Below are 18,473 nucleotides of genomic sequence, written 5' to 3' on the forward strand. Positions count from 1 at the left end.
GCGCCACACAATCCGCCGCCGCCGCCCCCACACACCCAATCTCCACCTGCCGCCGCGGCCCCTCGCTCAATTCCACCGCCGCCGACGCCAGGGCAAACACCGTGTCCCCATCAAACGGCAAGTGCGCCGGCCGTACCGCCCGCGCAATGCCGTCCTGGGCCATGATCGCCACCCGCTTGCACTCCGCCACACTTAAGCGCGCGGTACAGGCCACCACCACCAACGTAGTATTCGCCCCCGCCTGCAAACGCCCCATGGAATCCAGCCGCGACAACTCCGGCATCGGGTCGCTGCAATCCATCGGCGCCCCAGGCCGATGCCCGCCAAACTCCCCCGCCACCTCCCAGGGCCACGCCCAGAAGGTCTTGCCATCGGGCATATACACCGAGCCAATCGGGTTGGCCACCACCAGCGCCGCCACGATCAACCCATCCCCCAGGTCCAGCGAGGCCGTGCCCAGCCCGCCCTTCAACACCCCGGCCATGGCGCCACGCCCGGCGCCCACCGATCCCAGCTCAAACTCCACACCGGCATTGGCCAACGCCTCAAAGCCCAAACGCCGATACGGCGGGTCCAACCCCCAGGCCTTGTCGCCACCGTTGCCCAGGTCATGCAACACCGCCGCCGGCACGATCGGAATCGCCGGCGCGCCCGGCTTCAAGTGCAAGCCCACCTGGTCCTGAGACAGCTGCGCCGCCACCGCATCCGCCGCCCCTAGGCCAAACACCGAGCCGCCGGCAAACACCAGCGCGTGCAGTTGGCCGACCATGTTTTCCGGCTCCAGCGCCGCGCTTTCACGGCCGCCGGGGCCGCCGCCACGGATGTCGATGCTGGCGGTCCAGAAGCCATCGGGGCGGATCACCGTGACGCCGGTGTCGACGTGCAGGTCCGTGGCGTGGCCCACCGTAAGGCCTGGGATATCAGTGAGGGCGTTGCGCGGGCCGGGTCTGGGCATACAGAAAAAACTTCCTTGGGTTGAGGTATGGCCTGGGGTGAGCAAGCCGTGTGCCAAACACCGAGACCCCAGCCTTGCGGCGCGCACTCCGATGGTCGCCAAACCGCGCTGCACAAAAACCAACAGCCTGCCCTCACGCCTGTTAGAAAAACACCAACCGCCCCCGCAACCATCGAGCAAGCCGCTGTTTTACAACATTTTTTCCAGATGGCACAGGCCTTGCTCTCTTGCCTCCCACCAGAGCTTGAACCCAACAAGCCGACCTCGATCAAGGCCAACGCCTTAACCAACTGGAGTGTTTCCCATCATGAATGCAATCCGCGCCGCAGGCCGCCGCCAACCCGGCAAGGCTTTCGCCCACACCCTGTTATTCCTCGCCCTGTGCGAGGCGGCCAGCTACAGCAGCCTGACCCTCGCCGCCGACGCCCCGGCCAGCGACAACCCCCTCGACACCGTGGTGGTGATCGGCAACCGTGGCCAGGCGCGCACCCTGGCCGAAAGCCCGGCGCCGGTGGATGTGATCTCGTCCAAGCAATTGCTCGCCACCGGCCAGGGCGACCTCACCCGCGCCCTGAGCAAGGTGCTGCCGTCACTCAACCAGCCGGCGTCATCGGGTTTTGGCTCCACCTCGGTGGTGCGCCCGATCAGCCTGCGCGGCCTCAATGGCGACCAGGTACTCGTGCTGGTCAACGGCAAGCGTCGCCACAACAGCGCGCTGCTCAACAACGGCACCTACCTCAACTCCGGCTCGCAACCGGTCGACCTCGACATGATCCCCACTGCCCTGGTGGACCACGTGGAAGTGCTGCGTGACGGCGCCTCGGCCCAGTACGGCTCGGACGCCATAGGCGGCGTGGTCAACATCGTGCTCAAGCAGACCGACCACGGCGGCAGCCTGTCCACCAGCTACGGCCAGAACTATGAAAACGGCGATGGCGAAACCGCCCGGCAAACCGGCAATATCGGCCTGGCCCTGCCCAACGACGGTTTTATCAACCTCGCCCTGGACGTGAAGAAACAGAAGATCTCCGACCGCTCCGACAACGCGCCGTACACCGACAGCGCGGGCAACACCAGCCTGCAGCACACCTATTACGGCACTGGCCTGCCCGAGGCGCGCAACTTCAGCCTGGGCTACAACGCCGAGCTGCCGGTGGATGACGCCCTCACCCTGTACTCGTTCTCCACCTACACCCGGCGCAACTCGGAAAAACCCCTGGCCTTCCACCAGCCCGGCAGTTTCAACGGCATCGCCACGCCGTTCCCCGAAGGCGTCGAAGACACCCTGCGCTTTATCGAAAACGACTTCCAGGTCGCGTTCGGCGGCAAGGGCGAGCTGGCCGGCTGGAACTACGACCTCTCCAGCACCTACGGCCAGGACCACGCCGAAGCCACCCTGCGCCACACCTACAACCTGAGCTATGGCCTGGACTCGCCGACCTCGGTGGACACCGGCGTGAAGACCTTCAGCCAGTGGACCAACAACCTCGACCTGACCCGAGCCTTTGACCTCGGCCTGCACAAGCCCACGCAAATTTCCTGGGGCCTGGAGCAACGCTACGAGAACTACAAGATCGGCAAGGGCGACTACGCCTCCTATGCCAGCGGCCCGTTCACCACGGGTGCCAACGGTGGCTTGATCGCGCCGGGCACCATCTCCGGTGCCGGCACCACGCCCGAAGATGCCGCGCAAAAAGGCCGCACCAGCCTGGCCGGCTATGGCGAGATCGGCCAGGACTTCACCGATAAATGGCACGTCGACCTGGCCGGTCGCTACGAGCATTACAACGACGGTTCGGGCACCACCACCAACGGCAAATTCGCCACGCGCTACCAACTGACCCCGATCCTCGCCGTGCGCGGCAGCTTCAGCACCGGCTTCCGTGCGCCGTCCCTGGCCCAGCAGATCTACAGCTCCACCTCGCAAACCAGCGTCAACGGCCAGCTGTTCGACTACCGCAACGTGGCGGTCAATTCCGACGTAGCCAAGGCCCTCGGCGCCAGCACCTTGAAGCCGGAGAAATCCACCAACTTCGGGCTCGGCCTCACCCTGCAACCTACCGATGCCACCAGCATCACCCTCGATGCCTACCAGATCAAAATCAAGGACCGTATCGCCCAGACCGGCTACCTCGGCGGCACCCCTGAGATCAGCGCAATCCTCACCGCCGCCGGGCTCAACCCGAACCAGGCCGTCACCTACTTCACCAACGCACTCGACACCACCACCCGTGGCATCGACCTGGTGGGCGACTACCGCCAGAGCATCGGCGCCTACGGCAACCTGCGCTACACCCTGGGCTTCAACTGGAACACCACCGAAATCGACGATATCCACGCCTCCAGCGTCGCGCGCCAGGCCCTCGGCCCAACCGGTGGCTATGACCGCCAGCGCCAGGGCAACCTCAAGTACGGCCTGCCGCAATCCAAACTGCTGCTGGGCACCACCTGGACCGTCGACAAGTTCGAGATCGGCCTCAACCTGACCCGCTACGGCGAATACACCCAGTACGGCACCGCCGAGGCGTTCGACCGCACCTTTTCGCCGGCGTGGATCACCGACCTCAACATCGACTATCACCTGACCCCGGCGATCACCCTCAATGCCGGCGCCAACAACCTGTTCAACAAGTACCCGGAACGCACCGACCTGGCGAGCAGTTCGGGAGGCTTCCCCTACGGCAACTTCTCGCCCTACGGCACCACCGGCGGCTACTGGTACACCGGCGTGACCTACAACTTCTGACCCAGACGATCGGGCCGCTGCGCCGGCCCGATACCTGCCCCCCAATGCCTTGTCCAACGGAGGCCTGCTCATGACCCGCCGCACCGACCAACTCAAACTCGGCGCCTTCCTCGCCAACAGCGGCCACCACGTCGCGGCCTGGCGCCACCCGCTGGCCCAGGCCGACGCCAGCCTGGATTTCGAACACTTCAAGCACATCGCCCAGACCGCCGAGCGCGGCAAGTTCGACGCGCTGTTCATCGCCGATGTCGTCGCGCTGTGGGGCCATCACCACGACGCCCTGAGCCGCACCGCACGCGCCGAACACTTCGAACCGCTCACCCTGATGTCGGCCCTGGCCGCCGTCACACACAACATCGGCCTGATCGCCACCGCGACCACCACCTACAACGAGCCGTACCATATCGCGCGCAAGTTCGCGTCCCTCGACCACCTGTCCAAGGGCCGCGCGGCCTGGAACCTGGTGACTTCGGTGGTCTCGGATGAAGCCTGGAATTTCGGCCGCGAACACCACGTCGACCACGGCGACCGCTACCAGCGCGCCGAGGAATTCCACGATGTGGTCAAGGCCCTGTGGGACAGCTGGGACGACGACGCCTTCACCCGTGACAAAGCCAGCGGCGAGTACTTCGACCCGGCCAAACTGCACACCCTCAACCACCGTGGCCAACACTTTGCCGTGCGCGGCCCGCTCAACGTGGCGCGCCCGCCCCAGGGCCATCCGGTGCTGGTGCAGGCCGGTGCCTCGGAGCCGGGCAAGCAGCTTGCCGCGCGCGTGGCCGAACTGATCTTCGCCCACTCCCACAGCCTTGACGGCGCCCAGGCGTTCTACCAGGACATCAAGCAACGCGCCGCCGCCCTCGGCCGCGACCCGGACCACATCAAAATCCTGCCCGGCGTCACGCCCTTTATCGCCGACAGCCGTGAACAGGCCCAGGCGCTGTTCGAGGAATTCCAGGCCTTGATCGACCCGGTGCTGGGCCTGCGCCTGTTGGCCGATACCTTGGGCGATGACATCGACCTGTCCGGCCATGACCTCGACGGCCCATTGCCGGACACCCCGGCAGGCCAGCGCGGCAGCCGGCGCGACAAGGTGCTGGAACTGGCGCGCGGCGAAAACCTGAGCATCCGCCAGCTGTACCTGCGCCTGGCCGGCGGCAACCCGGTGATCGGCACCGCCGCGGACGTGGCCGATTACTTCGAGGCGTGGTTCCAGGCCCGCGCCTGCGATGGTTTCAATGTGTTCTTCCCGTATTTCCCGGGGGCCATCGACCTGTTTGTCGAACAGGTGATTCCGCTGCTGCAGGCACGCGGGCTGTTCCGCCTTGAATACGAAGGCGCCACCTTGCGCGAAAACCTCGGCCTGCCGCGCCCGGCCAACCGCTTTACCGCCGGGGCCAACGCATGAAGCGCAGCGCCTGGATGCTCGCCCTGCTGGTGAAGGCCCTCGACCAGCATCGCCAACCCGACGGCGCGCTGTTGCCGCCGGGCCTGGGCCTGAATATCAACCTGCCCAAGGACGCGCAGATCAAGGGCGTGAAACTCACCCGCATCGGCAACTACGTGGGCTTCGAGGCGCTATACACCGACGACCTCAAGCAGTTCAACCTGCCGGGCAAGCCGGGTATCGGCTTCCAATACAGCCCCGCCGCCAACGCTGCGCAACAGCACGACGAGGCGGTGTGGCTGAACCAGGGTTACCTGACCATCAGCCCGTTCAGTGGCCTGCCGGAATCCATCAACGCCGGGCACGCGCTGCAACAGCAACTGGCCCATGAGGTGCACCCCTGAATAACCAACAGCGCAAAACGCTCGCGCCCCGGCAAGGCGTATCATCACGGCAAAACCCCAGGAGCTTACCCATGCCCCTTGAATTCAGCTGGCTGCTGCCCCTCTGTACTCCCGACTGGGCAGCGCGCCCGGGCCAGTGGATTCAGTTGGCCCAGGCCGTGGAATACGCCGGCCTCGATGGCCTGTGGATCCCCGGCGGAGCCTTGTGCGCCGATAGCCTGGGCGTGGCGGCGGCATTGTGTGCGCATACGCGGCGGGTGCAGTTGTCGGTCAGCGTGCCGCCCGAAGTCATGCTGCCGGCGGCGCTGGCCACCACCCTGCAAAGCCTGCAGTCCATCAGCAACCATCGGCTGCAGCTGCACCTGCCCAACAGCGAACGCAGCGCGTTTGGTGAATGGCTCAACCGTGACCAGCGCAGCGAACGCATTGGCGAATATCTGGAAATTCTTCAGCAATTGCTGGCGCCCAATGACAGCGGCCTCGACTACCAGGGCCGGTATTTCCAACTGGAAAACGCCGGCGTCGCCCGCCGCGAACTGCCCGCCCCCAGCCTGGTGCTGGACGACAGCCAGAGCCACACGCTGCTGGCCGCCCATGCCCACACCTGCCTGCTGACGCCGGGCCATCCACAGACACTGGCCAAGGAGATACACCGCTGGCGCGCGATTCAACCGTCGCTCGCCTTCGCCTGCACCTTCGGCCTGATCCTCGGCGACAGCGAAGACCGCGCCTGGGAACACGCCGCGACACTGTTGCCGATACCACCACTGCCCAGCGAGCCCCTCGCCACCCTGCCCCGCGCCCGCCACCCGCTGCGCCAATGGGAAGTGCACCCGAACCTGTTGCAACTGGCGCCCGGACAGCCGCTGATCCTGGTGGGCAGCGCGCCACAGATCGCCACGCGCCTGCAAGAACTGCACGGGCTGGGCCTGAACCAGGTGATTCTGGAGGGCGGCCCGGCGGTGCGCGAGGTGCTGCGTTTTGGCGAACAGGTCCTCCCCCTCTTGCGCAAGGAGCGCTTGCACCATGAAAGCTGATGCACGCCCACCGATCCAGCTCGACTGGTTTTTGCCCACCAACGGCGACGGCCGCCACCTCACCAGCAGCGGGCTGCCCAAGGTCGGGCTGTTCCAGCAAGGCGAGCGCGCGCCGACCCTGGACTACCTGCGCCAGATCGTGCGCGCCACCGAACAGGCCGGTTTCGACGGCATCATGGTGCCCACCGCCAGCGGCTTTGAAGACCCCTGGCTGATCACCGCCGTACTCGCCCAGGAAGTGCGCCGCCTGAAATTCCTGCTCACCCTGCGCCCTGGCACCGAGCTGCCCGCCTACACCGCCCACCGTGCCGCCACCTTGCAACTGCTGAGCGAAAACCGCCTGGCGCTGCATGTGGTGACCGGTTCCAGCCGTTTCGAACAGCGCTCCCTGGGCGACTTCCTCGAACACGACGAACGCTACGCGCGCACCGCCGAATTCCTGCAAGTGTTCCAGGCCGTCTGGGCCGGGCAACCACCGACGCACCCGGGGCGTTACTACCGCAGCGGCCTCCACACGCCGATTGCGCCCGGCGCGCAGGTGCCTTCGATCTACTTCGGCGGCGCCTCCGAAGCCGCCGAACGCGTCGGCGCAGCCCATGGGCAAACCTACCTGATGTGGTGCGAGCCGCCCGCGATGATCGCCGAACGCATCCAACGCATGCGCGACCTCGCCGCCGCCCAGGGCCGCACCCTGCGCTTCGGCCTGCGCTTGCACGTCTTCGCCGCCACCACCGACGACGCGGCCTGGGCCCACGTGGAACGCCTGCTGGAAGAAATCCCCAAGGACGCCATCGACCAGGCACAACGCCAGATGGCCACCTACGAATCCGTCGGCCAGAGTCGCCAGACCCAACTGATGCAAGGCCGCGGCCGCGGCGCGCGGGAACTGGAAGTGTCCGCCAACCTCTGGGCCGGTGTAGGCCTGGTACGCGGCGGCGCAGGCACCGCATTGGTCGGCAGCTATGCCCGCGTGGCGGAACGGATCGAGGAGTACCACCAACTGGGCGTGGACAGTTTTATCCTGTCGGGTTTTCCACATCTGGAAGAAGCGATTCACATCGGCGCGCAAGTGTTGCCGTTGCTGCGGGCGATCAATTGAACCCCCCAGCGTCTTGCGCTTGCCTGAACCTGTGGGAGGGGGCTTGCTCCCGATGAGGGTGTGTCAGTGAATGCATCTGTAACTGACCCACCGCTATCGGGGGCAAGCCCCCTCCCACATTGACTGCATTACCAACCCTAGATCCTGCGGCGGCGATTAAGTTGGGGAATCGCGGCCAACGGCACATCAACCCGCTCAACCTGGGCCCTGCAACCGGCCGCCAGCTGCACCAACGTCGGCTGACTGAACACCCTCCGCGCATCCACCTCCAACCCCACCTTGCGCAACCGCGCCACCAAATTCACCGCCAACAACGAATGCCCCCCCAACTCAAAAAAGTGGTCATGACGCCCCACCCGGTCCACCTTCAACACCTGCGCCCAAACCTCGGCCATCACACACTCCACCTCACCCACCGGCGCCTCATACGCACGGCTCACCAGCGCGTCCACCCCAGGCTCCGGCAACGCCTTGCGATCCAGCTTGCCCGCCGGGTTCAGCGGCAACATCTCCAACCGCACAAACGCCGCCGGCACCATGTACTCGGGCAACTGCGCCAGCACATGCGCCCGCAACGCTTCCAGGCTCGGCGCCTCGGACCGCACAGTGAAATACGCGACCAGACGCTCATCGCGTATCACCACCGCCACCTCACGCAACGCCGGGTGTGCCAACAGCCGCGACTCGATTTCCCCGAGCTCCAGGCGCACTCCGCGCAGCTTGACCTGAAAATCATTGCGCCCAAGAAACTCGAGGTTGCCATCCGGCAAGTAACGCACCAGGTCGCCGGTGCGATACAGACGATCACCGGCCACAAACGGGCTGTCGATAAACCGCTCGGCGCTCAATTGCTCCAGGCCCAGGTAACCACGCGCCACGCCAACCCCGCCGATATGCAACTGGCCGCTGACACCCAGCGGCACCGGTGCGTCGTGTTCATCCAGCACATACAGCCGCGTGTTGCTGATCGCGCGGCCGATCGGCAATTGCCGCGCGGGCACCGGCGCACCGGGTTCCAGGGTCCAGGCGCTGCTGTCCACCGTGGCTTCGGTAGGCCCGTAGACGTTATGCAAACGCACCTTCGGCAGGCGCGCTTGTACGCCACGGGCCAGGGCTTCGGTGAGTTCGCCGCCGCCACACAGCAGGTCGGTGAGGCTGGTGCACAGCGCAGACTCTTCCAGCTCCAGGAACTGCTGCAACATCGCCGGCACGAACTTGATCACGGTGATCTGCTGCTCGCGAATCACCTGCGCCAGGTACGCCGGTTCACGATGCCCGTCGGGCCGTGCGAGCACCAGGCGCATGCCATTGGTGAGCGGCCAGAACAGCTCCCACACCGAGCCGTCGAAACTGAACGGCGCGCGCTGCAGCAACGCGCCGCCTTCGGCATTCGGGCACAGTTGGGAGCCCCAGTGCATCAGGTTGCCCAGGCCGCGATGCTCGATCATCACGCCCTTGGGCGTGCCGGTGGAGCCCGAGGTGTACATCACGTAGGCCAGGTTGGACACGCTCAGGCCCGGCACCAAGGGGTTGCCCTCCGGGGCCTGGCTCCAGGCACAGTGGTCGAAGTCGATCACCGGGATCGACACGTTCCCCGGCAAATCGCGGGTGGCGGCGTGCACCAGCAGCGCCACCGGCTGGCTGTCGTGCAGCATGTAGGCCAGGCGCTCGCGCGGGTAGTCCGGGTCCAGCGGCACGTAGGCGCCGCCGGCCTTGAGAATCGCCAGCAAGCCCACCACCAGCTCCAGCCCGCGCTCCACGCACAGCGCCACCCGCGCATCCGGCTGCACGCCGCGCTCGCGCAGGTGGTAGGCGAGCTGGTTGGCCCGTTCGTTGAGCTGGCGGTAGGTCAGCTGCTGCTCGCCGGCCTGCACCGCGATAGCGTGGGGACTGAGCCGCGCATGGGCTTCGAACAACGCGTGCAGGGTCAGGGCATCGGGGTAGTCGGTGGCGGTGGCGTTGAAGTCGACCAGCAGGCTGTGCAGCTCGCTGGCCGGCAGTACCTGCACGTCGCGCAATGGCATTGTCGGCGTGTTTTCCAACGCGTTCACCAGGCCATCGAGCACCGTATCGAGGTAGCCGAGCAAGCGTGCGGCGCCCACCTCTCGCGGGGCCTTGGCCTTGAGCTGAAAGCCGCTGCCGGTGTCGTCCACGGTGAGCATCAGCGGGTAGCTGAGGATGTCTTCACTGCTGAGCAAGGCGATGCCGGGGACCAGCTTCGGCTTGGGGTCGGCCGAGGTGTGACGGTAATTGAGCAGGCTGTTGAACAGCGGCGCCGCGCTGCTGCAGCGCTGGGCCAGGGCGAGCGAGGCTTGCTCATGGGCGAGCAAGGCACTGAGCTGGCGATGGGTGTCGTGCAGCGCCTCCACCACGCTTTGCCCGGCCAGGCGCAGGCGCAATGGCAGGGTGTTGATGAACATGCCCAGGGCCCGGTCGGCGCCCTCGCCCGCTTGCAGGCGGCCGAGCAGCACGGTGCCGAACACCACGTCATCGCGGCCGGCCACGCGACTGAGCACTTGGGCCCAGGCCAGGTGGAACAGGCTGGCGGCGCTGACGCCCAGGCCACGCGCCTGAGTGCGCAGGCGTTGGTTGAGGGCAGCCGCGACAGGCTGTTCGAAGGCCTCAATGCTCGCGCGATCGGCCTGGCGCTCCTGTAAGCCAAAGGCCAGGGTCGGCTCCTCGACATCGGCCAGGCGCTCGCGAAAGAACGCCTCGTGAGCGGCCAACTGCGCCGGCAAGCGGGCTTGCGCGACTACGTTGCGGTACGGCACCGGCGCCGGCAGTTGCGCGTCCTCACCGAGCAGATGGGCGCGGATTTCGTCCACCAACGCAGTGGTCGAAGTGGCGTCGTTGACCAGGTGATGGAAACGCAGGCGCGCCACCCAGCGCTCGGGCTCTTCGGCGTAATCCAGGGCCATCAGCGGCGCCTGGCGCAGGTCCAGCGCGGCGCAGTCCTGACCCATGGGTTCGACGCGCAAGCGCGCGCGGCGCCACACCACTTGCATCGGTTGGTCCAGGGCGTCCCACGCCAGGCTGGTGCGCAGGATGTCGTGACGGTCGATCACCTGTTGCAGGGCCTCGGCGAAAGCGTCCAGCTGTTCGCGGCGCGAGAAGCTGAACAGCGCGTGTTGCTGGTACGGATCACGCGCGTCGGTGAGGTGGTGGTAGAGCAAGCCTTCCTGCAACGGCGCCAGCGGGTAGATCTCCTGCACATTGGCGGCTCCACCGGGAATGCCGGCGACGATGCGGTCCAGGCTCGGTTGGTCGAGGTCGGCCAGTGCCAATAAATCCGCGGTGATGTAAGTGCAATCCGCCGGGACCCGATTGGCCGGTATCGCCACCTCGGCGCCCTCACTCACCGCCGCCAGCGCGGCCAGGGTCGGTTGGCCGAACAGCACCTGCACATCGGCGCGCAGGCCCGCCTGGCGCATGCGTTGCACCAGTTGCACGGCCAGTAACGAATGCCCGCCCAGCTCAAAAAAGTGGTCATGTCGGCCAACCTGCTGCACTTGCAGCAGCTCACTCCAGATCTGCGCCAGCAGCGTTTCCACGCCGTCGCGCGGCGCCTCGAACCGGCGCGTTACAAAGGCCTCCTGGGTGGGCGCTGGCAACGCCTTGCGGTCGAGTTTGCCGTTGGCGGTCAAGGGCAGCGCATCGAGCTGCACATACGCCACGGGCAGCATGTAGTCCGCCAATGCGCCTTGCAGATGGCTGCGCAGGGCTTCGACAGCCACCGCATGGCGCGGGATATAACAGGCCTGCAATTGCCCGTCGCGGTACTGAACCACGGCTTCCTTGACCGCCGGGTGGGTGGCCAGTGCCACTTCGATTTCCCCCAGTTCGATGCGCATGCCACGGATTTTCACCTGCTCGTCATTACGGCCCAGGTATTCCAGCTGGCCATCCGGCAGCCAGCGTGCGAGGTCGCCGCTGCGGTACATTCGACCGGGGTTGAGCGGGTCATCGAGGAACCGTTCGGCGCTAAGTTCCGGGCGGTTCAGGTAACCACGCGCCACGCCTTTGCCGCCGATATACAGCTCCCCCGGCATGCCAATCGGCACCGGGCGCTGCTGGGCATCCAGCAGGTACACCGTGGCATTGGCGATGGGCGCGCCGATGTGCAGCGGCTCGCCCACCTCGACGCGGCCGGAGGTGGCGACGACCGTGGCTTCGGTGGGGCCGTAGTTGTTGATCACGTCAAATGTCTGCGCCCGCGTGAACCCACGCAAGCGGTCGCCGCCGATCAGCAAGGTGCGCAGGGTCGGGTGTTCCAGGCGCTGGCTGAAGGCGTATTCGGCCACCGGCGTCGGCAAAAAGCACACGTCCAACGGCTGCGCGCGCCACCAGTCGAGCAGCGCGTCGATATCTTCCGCGCCGTCGTGGGCCGGCGGCAGGTGCAGGGTCGCGCCCACGCACAGCGCCGGCCAGATTTCCCAGGCCATTGCATCAAAGCCGAACCCGGCGACGCTGGCGGTGTGGCTGCCGGCGTGCAGGTCGAAGGCCCGGCAGTGCCAGTCCACAAGATTGGCCACCGTGTGATGCTCGACCATCACCCCCTTGGGCAGGCCGGTGGAGCCGGAGGTGTAGATCACGTAGGCGAGGTTCGAGGGTTTGGCGGCTGCGCGGGGGTTGCTGCCGAGGTGGAAGGTCGGGCGGTCCAGCGCGATCACCGGCACGCCCAGCGCGGGCAGGCGCGCCAGCAGCGCCTGTTGGGTCAGCACCGCCACCGGCGCGCTGTCCTCCAGCAGGTAAGCCAGGCGCTCGGCGGGGTGGGCCGGGTCGACGGGCACATAACAGGCACCGGACTTGAGCACCGCCAACAGCCCCACCAGCGTGTCCAGCCCGCGCCGCGCCAGCACCGCCACGCGATCATCCGGCTGTACGCCGCGTTCGAGCAGGTGATGGGCCAGGGCGTTGGCCTGTTGGTTGAGCTGCGCATAGGTCAATTGCCGGCCCTGCTGCACGGCGGCCACGGCGCCCGGCGTGCGGGCGGCCTGGGCTTCGATGCGCGCGTGCAGGGTGTGCGGCGCGGGGCTGAGCTGGGCGGTAGCATTCCAATGCTGCAACCGGGCCTGCTCGGCGGGGGGAACCAGGGAAAACTCGCCGATCTTAAGGTCGGTGTCAGCCAGGCCCTGTTCCAACAACCACGTGAAACGCCGCGCCAGCGCCTGCACTTCGTCGTGCTGGAAGTACGCCTGGTTGTAGACGCAATGCAGGCACGCGGTCGCCTGGTAGCGGTTGCTGCGCAGGTGGATGGCCAGGGGCAACGGCTCATGGTGGTTGGACACCTTGACCGCCTGCGCCTGCACGGCGCCGAAGCGCAGGTCATGGTCGTCCTGCTCGAACGACACCGACAGGTCAAACAGCTGGCCACGATCACTGCGGCGCAGGCCCAGCTCGCGGTTCATCTCGCTCAACGGGAAACGCTGGTGGCGAAAGTCCTGCTTGAGCTGATCACGCACGCCGCGCACCAATGCGCCGAAAGGCAACTGCTCGCTGAACTGAAAACGCACCGCACTGACCTGGGCAAACAAGCCGACGGTGCCACGAAAAACGGCGTTGGAACGGTTGAGAATCGGCAGGCCAACCACCCACTCATCGCGCTGGTGAGCACGGGTGAAATACACATACAGCGCCGCCAGCCACACATGAAACGCCGACGCCTGGTAACGGTTGGCCACCTGTTCCATGCGTTCGAGCAGCGCGACCGTAAAGGGTTCGACCAAGGTGTTGCTCGGCGCCTGCGCGGTGTGCCGGGGTACCAGCAACGGCTCGGGCAGCGCCTGGTATTTACCGAGCCAATAAGCCCGGTCGCGAGGGTAGCGCGCGGATTGCTGGTAGTGCTGGTCGGCGTGGATAAAGTCGATATAGGACGCTGCCGCCGCGTCCACTTGCCGGCCTTGCTCCAGGGCGCTGTACAGCTGCGCCAGGGCTTGCAGCATCTGGCCAAACCCCCAGCCGTCGAGGATCAGGTGGTGGGCCTGGGTGCCGAGGCGGTAGTGATTGGCGTCGAGCTTGACCAGGAAAAACCGGAACAGCGGCGCGCCTTCCAGCGCATACGGCCGGGCCATGTGTGCCTGCATCAAGGCCTGGGTTGCGGCCTGTGGGTCGGGCAGCGCCGAGAAGTCATGCACCGGCACCTCCACCGTCATGGCCGGGGCAAAGGTCTGGCGGGGCAAGCCGTCGGCATCGCTGTGCAGTTGCGTGCGCAACGCATCGTGGCGGGCCACCAGTTGCTCGACGGCGTGCTGGATCAGCTCGGGCATCACGGCGCCGGCGAAGTCCACGTAGCCGCCGATGTTGTACAGCGGTGAATCGCCCGCGCGCAGTTGGTCGAGCCACACATCCTGCTGGGCGGCGGTAAGGGGGAAGCTTGGGGAATGCTTCATAAGATCCTTCTCATGGTCAGGCACTGGCCGCACGGGGACGGCGAAATAGCCGGATTTGAGCATGGGGGTCGCAGGCGCTCTGACACCCGAAACCCGGACATCCAAAGGGAGGGTAACGGGCTTGTCTGATGGTGCACTGCTGAAACGATTAAAGAGCTGTAGGACATTGGCTATAAGTTGCCGATGTCGGATTTTTAAGAGTGTTTTTAAATAAAAATATTTCCATTATTTATCAACACGTTAAGTAAATATAAAGCGCCTTTGTAGATTTTCACCGCCGGAATTGCACGTCAGAAACGTCGAATTAATGACGATGTTTTTATGGCACGTTGTGTCCCTCGTTTCTGCTACATACGTAGGACAAATCCACGGGCTCAATACACTCTCGGATGCCGACTCTGCTTCATGAGGAACGGATCGCCCCGCAGAGGCCCAGGGATTTTGTGACGGTTTTCGACATCAAGGATGAAAGGGCTATGAGTTTGACGAGCAGTATTGCCAACACGCAAAGCGCGCATTTTTATGCCGAGATGGGTGAATTGATTTCCAGCAGCGGCCAGGGCGATTTTGCCGCTTACATGCTGAACCTGGTGGACAAATGGGTGCCGATCCACTTGGTGGATCTCAGTGAATGGACCCTCGACGAGGTGCGCGACAGCGTGCTCGATATCAAGTTGCTTGGCAGCGCCGGCCAGCAGCAGGACCTGCCGCCGCCCCTGCCCCTGCACTCGATCAATGACCACCCGCTGCTGCGCGACATGCTCGGCATGCAGGACCCGTTGCTGATCCAGCTCAAGGCCAAGGTCGACAGTGCCCACCCCCGGGGCACCTCGCACCAGTGCAACCTGGTGTCGCGCCAGGGCAACCGGCGCTGTGTGATTTCGTTTTACCGGCCACCGGCCCAGCGCGGTTTTTCCCTGGCCGAACTGTCGTTTCTCAAGTGCCTGTCGGACACCCTGCTGCCGCTGATCGAGTGCCACGCCCAGAGCCTGCGCCAGGTGCCACAGGCCCAGGTCGAACCGGCCCACACCCTGCTGGAGCAGTCACAGTTGCAGCGCGAGTTCTACAAGCGCTTGTCCCTGGGTGACATCACCCTCTCGGCGCGCGAGCAGGAGGTGTGCCTGGGTCTGTTGACCGGCGGCACCGTGCCGCAGATGGCGGAAAAACTCAGCGTGAAAAACAGCTCCATCGAGACCTACCTCAAGCGTGCCGCCGCCAAGCTCGGCGTCAGTGGCCGGCACGGCCTGGCCAAATGGATGGTGGGCGCCTGATGAACACGCGCATGTTCACCAGCGTCGGCGTGGCCTGCATGCTCGGCGGTTGCTCGCTGATCCCCGAGTACCAGCGGCCCGAAGCGCCTGTGCCGGCGCAGTATCCCCAAGGCGGGGTGTACCGGACGGCGCCCACCTCGGACTGGCAAGGCGTGTTCCACGACCCGGCGCTGCACCAGCTGATCGATGCGGCGCTCCTCAATAACCGTGACCTGCGGGTGGCGGCGCTGAATGTCGAGGCGTTCCAGGCGCAGTACCGCATCCAGCGTGCCGACCTGTTCCCGGCGGTGTCTGCCACGGGTGCCGGCAAACGCCAGCGGCTGCCAGGGGATGTGACCGGTACCGGCAAGCCGGCGATCACGTCCAGCTATTCCGCCACCCTGGGGCTCAGTGCCTATGAACTGGATTTGTTCGGCCGCGTGCGCAGCCTCAGCGAGCAGGCGATGCTCACCTACCTGGGCACCGAACAGGCACGGCGCAGTGCGCAATTGAGCCTGGTTGCCAACGTCGCCAACGCCTACCTGACGTGGCGCGCCGACCAGGAACTGCTGGCCCTGGCCCAACAGACCCTGGCCGCCGACGAACACAGCTGGCAGTTGACCGCGCGCAGCAAAACCGCCGGCAAGGCCTCGGCGCTGGAGGTGGTGCAGGCGCGCACCAGCGTCGAAAGCACCCGCGCCAGCGTGGCCCGCTATGCGCGCCAGGTGGCCCAGGACCTCAACAACCTCACCCTGTTGGTGGGCGGCGCGGTGGATGAACACCTGCCGGCGCGCGCCCTGGCCGATGAGCTGGTGGCGCGGGTGCCCGCGGGCGTGCCGTCCGATCTGCTGCAACGGCGCCCGGATATCCTCCAGGCCGAATACCAACTACAAGCCGCCAACGCCAATATCGGCGCGGCCCGCGCAGCGTTTTTTCCGTCGGTGACCCTCACCGCCAACGCCGGCAGCGCCAGCACCGAGCTGTCGGGGTTGTTCAAGGGCGGCTCGGGCACCTGGACCTTCCAGCCGCAGATCAACCTGCCGATCTTCAACGCCGGCAGCCTGCGCGCCAGCCTCGACTACGCCAAGCTGCAAAAGGACATCAGCGTGGCGCAGTACGAAAAGTCCATCCAGACCGCCTTCCAGGAAGTCGCCGACGGCCTCGCCGCGCGGCAGACCTTCACCGACCAACTCGACGCACAACGGGATTTCGTCGCCGCCAACCAGGCCTATTACGACCTGGCCCAGCACCGCTACCGCAGCGGCGTGGACAGCAACCTCACGTTCCTCGACGCCCAGCGCGCACTGTTCAGTTCGCAGCAGGCACTGATTGTCGACCGCCTGGCGCAGCTGGTGGCCGAGGTGAATGTGTACACCGCACTGGGCGGCGCCTGGGAGCAAGCGCCGGCGCTGTCGGCCAAGGCTTACTGATAGGGAATCAGGCGGTCGTGGTCGAGGTCGCGCATCAGCTCGCCAAGCATTTCACTCTCGCTGCGCGGCTCGGTCATGGGGATGTACCAGGTGGTGGCGGTCCAGCCGCCGCGCTTGTAGGCATAGGCTTTGAGCAATTCGCCGTCCTTGTACAGGGTGCCGTGCAGCTGACGCTCGTAGGTGTAGGGAATCGGCACGGTCAGCAACGTCAGCGCGCCGAGCACCGCCGGCAACACCCCGGCGCCTTTGCCGCCGCTCTGGTCGAGGCGCAGGCTGTAGCCGGTCTTGCTGAATCCGCCGTCGAGGAAACTGAAGGCGCCGGTGCCACGCAGCACCTGGATGACTTCGCGCTGCTTTTGCTCATCGAAGCGTGACGCGGGCGGCGGCAGGCTCACGCTCATCGGCACATAGGCGCGCTCGGCCTTGTAGTCCAGGGGTTTGAGGGCGGTGCTGCAACCGCTGAGCAACAGCACGCCGGCCAACAGGCTGATTCTGATCATTGCGCGCTCTCCACCGGCAGCACGCCGTCGCGTTGTACATCCTGGGCAAACGCACGGGCAATGCGCGTCGTATTTTCCTGCTGCATGCCGCCGATGCCATCGAGCAACCAGCTGTATTTGTGGGTAACGTTGCGGTAGCTGTATTGCTTCAACGACTTGCCATCCTGCTGCAGGGAAAATTCGGTGGTGGTGTCGATGCTAACCGACAACGGCAACAGAAACAGAGTCGCCGCGCTCAGCAGCACCACGGGGAACGGCGGCATGTCGCGCTGCACGTTGGAGCGGATCAGCACCGAGTAATCGCCAGGCTTGCCCATGCCGCTTTCGACGCTGCGAAACACCCCGGTTTCGCGCAATTGGTTGCGAATCTGCGCGGCGTTTTCCGGGTCATCGACCATCACATGGATGGGCTTGAGGTAGTCCTTGCCATCGGGCAGCGTGCGCTCGGGCAAGGTGTTGGTGCTCGCGCAACCGGCCAGCAGCGCCACGGCGCCAAGGGTCATACAGCGGTTCATGGGCGACTCTCTAGAAGGGTGTTCTGGCTCGCACCGGCGGGCAGCGGCGCGATGATGTAAGGGGCGGCGCTGCGATAATCCAGCGGCAGCAGCTGCAGGGCCGGCATGCCCGGTGCGGACTGGCGCGCGATGGGCTCGTCGCGACCCAGTTGGTCACGCCAACGGAAGGCACACAGGGAAGCGCCGAGGCACAGCGAGCGGAATTCGCCGAGGTAGTAGGCCTTGCCGGCTTGCAGGCGCAGCGGCAGGTTGAATTTCTCCCGCGCCTGCACCGAGGTGAAGGTGGTGCCGAGGGTTGGCGAGTAGTTGCTGGAGAAGAACTGGAAATCGTAGAACTCATAATCCCCAGGCTTGAGCGCCAGCACGAACACACTGGCGGCGCCGTCCTTGTCTTTCACATCCTGCGGGGTTTCGCGCCCGACGCCGACCCACACACCGGCCGCGCCATAGGCGGAACCGCGTTTGCGAAACAGCAGGCGCTGGTTGGGTGCGGGTGAGGCAATGAGGCTCTGCGGGCCGATGGAGCCCACCAGGTAAGCCACCGGTTCGGTGGGGCCGGGTTGCAGCGGCTGGCTGACCAGCGAGGCGGGCTGTGTGCCGCAACCGGTCAAGGCGACGGCCATAAAAAACACGGCCAAAGGCCTGGAAAAACGCAACATGTCGAATCCTGAACGCGGGCAGAAAAGGAGCTGCAAGCGCTACAGGACACACATGCGATGCCATCCTGGCGCTGCGCTTCACGTCACTGTGAGGCGCGCGCA

The 18,473-nt window shown here is 65.7% G+C and carries 12 protein-coding genes; 7 read left to right on the plus strand and 5 right to left on the minus strand.

Going from position 1 to position 18,473, the window contains the following annotated elements; translation table 11 throughout:
* A partial coding sequence (locus tag AC0IYH_RS05695) for a P1 family peptidase (RefSeq protein ID WP_471833239.1) occupies nucleotides 1-955 on the minus strand: 955 nt, incomplete at its 3' end.
* Nucleotides 956-1,262: 307 nt separating this feature from the next.
* Here AC0IYH_RS05695 and AC0IYH_RS05700 point away from each other — a divergent pair.
* From AC0IYH_RS05700 to AC0IYH_RS05720, 5 genes are all read left to right on the plus strand, one after another.
* Nucleotides 1,263-3,701 carry a TonB-dependent receptor plug domain-containing protein gene (locus AC0IYH_RS05700; protein WP_471833241.1) on the plus strand — a complete coding sequence of 813 codons (2,439 nt, stop codon included), beginning with the start codon at nucleotides 1,263-1,265 and terminating at the stop codon, nucleotides 3,699-3,701.
* 70 nt (nucleotides 3,702-3,771) lie between these two features.
* Complete coding sequence (locus tag AC0IYH_RS05705) at nucleotides 3,772-5,109, plus strand: LLM class flavin-dependent oxidoreductase (RefSeq protein WP_471833242.1); 1,338 nt, start codon at nucleotides 3,772-3,774, stop codon at nucleotides 5,107-5,109.
* The gene (locus AC0IYH_RS05710) at nucleotides 5,106-5,492 is read left to right on the plus strand and encodes a hypothetical protein (RefSeq protein WP_471833243.1); all 387 of its coding nucleotides are present in this window, start codon (nucleotides 5,106-5,108) and stop codon (nucleotides 5,490-5,492) included. Before AC0IYH_RS05705 ends, AC0IYH_RS05710 begins: the two co-directional genes overlap by 4 nt.
* A gap of 71 nt (nucleotides 5,493-5,563) precedes the next feature.
* A complete protein-coding gene (locus tag AC0IYH_RS05715; protein ID WP_471833245.1) occupies nucleotides 5,564-6,529 on the plus strand; it encodes an LLM class flavin-dependent oxidoreductase in 966 nt (321 codons plus the stop codon).
* Nucleotides 6,519-7,628: an LLM class flavin-dependent oxidoreductase gene (locus AC0IYH_RS05720; protein ID WP_116626546.1), complete on the plus strand. Its 1,110-nt coding sequence runs from the start codon at nucleotides 6,519-6,521 to the stop codon at nucleotides 7,626-7,628. Before AC0IYH_RS05715 ends, AC0IYH_RS05720 begins: the two co-directional genes overlap by 11 nt.
* Nucleotides 7,629-7,765: 137 nt before the next feature.
* Here the strand turns inward: AC0IYH_RS05720 and AC0IYH_RS05725 are convergent, their stop codons facing one another.
* Nucleotides 7,766-14,017, minus strand: coding sequence for an amino acid adenylation domain-containing protein (locus AC0IYH_RS05725; protein WP_471833247.1), 6,252 nt, complete (start codon nucleotides 14,015-14,017; stop codon nucleotides 7,766-7,768).
* A 476-nt stretch (nucleotides 14,018-14,493) separates the two neighbouring features.
* Between AC0IYH_RS05725 and AC0IYH_RS05730 the strand changes: the two genes are divergently transcribed.
* Together AC0IYH_RS05730 and AC0IYH_RS05735 are read left to right on the plus strand one after the other, a co-directional pair.
* Nucleotides 14,494-15,288: a helix-turn-helix domain-containing protein gene (locus tag AC0IYH_RS05730; RefSeq protein WP_116626544.1), complete on the plus strand. Its 795-nt coding sequence runs from the start codon at nucleotides 14,494-14,496 to the stop codon at nucleotides 15,286-15,288.
* The gene (locus AC0IYH_RS05735) at nucleotides 15,288-16,697 is read left to right on the plus strand and encodes an efflux transporter outer membrane subunit (protein WP_471833249.1); all 1,410 of its coding nucleotides are present in this window, start codon (nucleotides 15,288-15,290) and stop codon (nucleotides 16,695-16,697) included. The genes AC0IYH_RS05730 and AC0IYH_RS05735 overlap by 1 nt, the downstream gene beginning before the upstream one ends.
* Here AC0IYH_RS05735 and AC0IYH_RS05740 read toward each other — a convergent pair.
* The 3 genes from AC0IYH_RS05740 to AC0IYH_RS05750 are packed head-to-tail and all read right to left on the minus strand — an operon-like array spanning nucleotide 16,691 to nucleotide 18,371.
* Nucleotides 16,691-17,197 (minus strand): hypothetical protein, encoded by a 507-nt coding sequence (locus AC0IYH_RS05740; protein ID WP_122773209.1) that lies wholly within the window; start codon nucleotides 17,195-17,197, stop codon nucleotides 16,691-16,693. The genes AC0IYH_RS05735 and AC0IYH_RS05740 overlap by 7 nt on opposite strands.
* Nucleotides 17,194-17,712 carry a hypothetical protein gene (locus AC0IYH_RS05745; RefSeq protein WP_122773210.1) on the minus strand — a complete coding sequence of 173 codons (519 nt, stop codon included), beginning with the start codon at nucleotides 17,710-17,712 and terminating at the stop codon, nucleotides 17,194-17,196. The genes AC0IYH_RS05740 and AC0IYH_RS05745 overlap by 4 nt, the downstream gene beginning before the upstream one ends.
* On the minus strand, nucleotides 17,709-18,371 hold the full coding sequence (locus AC0IYH_RS05750) for a hypothetical protein (protein WP_471833250.1): 663 nt from the start codon (nucleotides 18,369-18,371) through the stop codon (nucleotides 17,709-17,711). The genes AC0IYH_RS05745 and AC0IYH_RS05750 overlap by 4 nt, the downstream gene beginning before the upstream one ends.
* Nucleotides 18,372-18,473: the final 102 nt, after the last annotated feature.

The organism is Pseudomonas sp. AC463 (assembly GCF_979253585.1).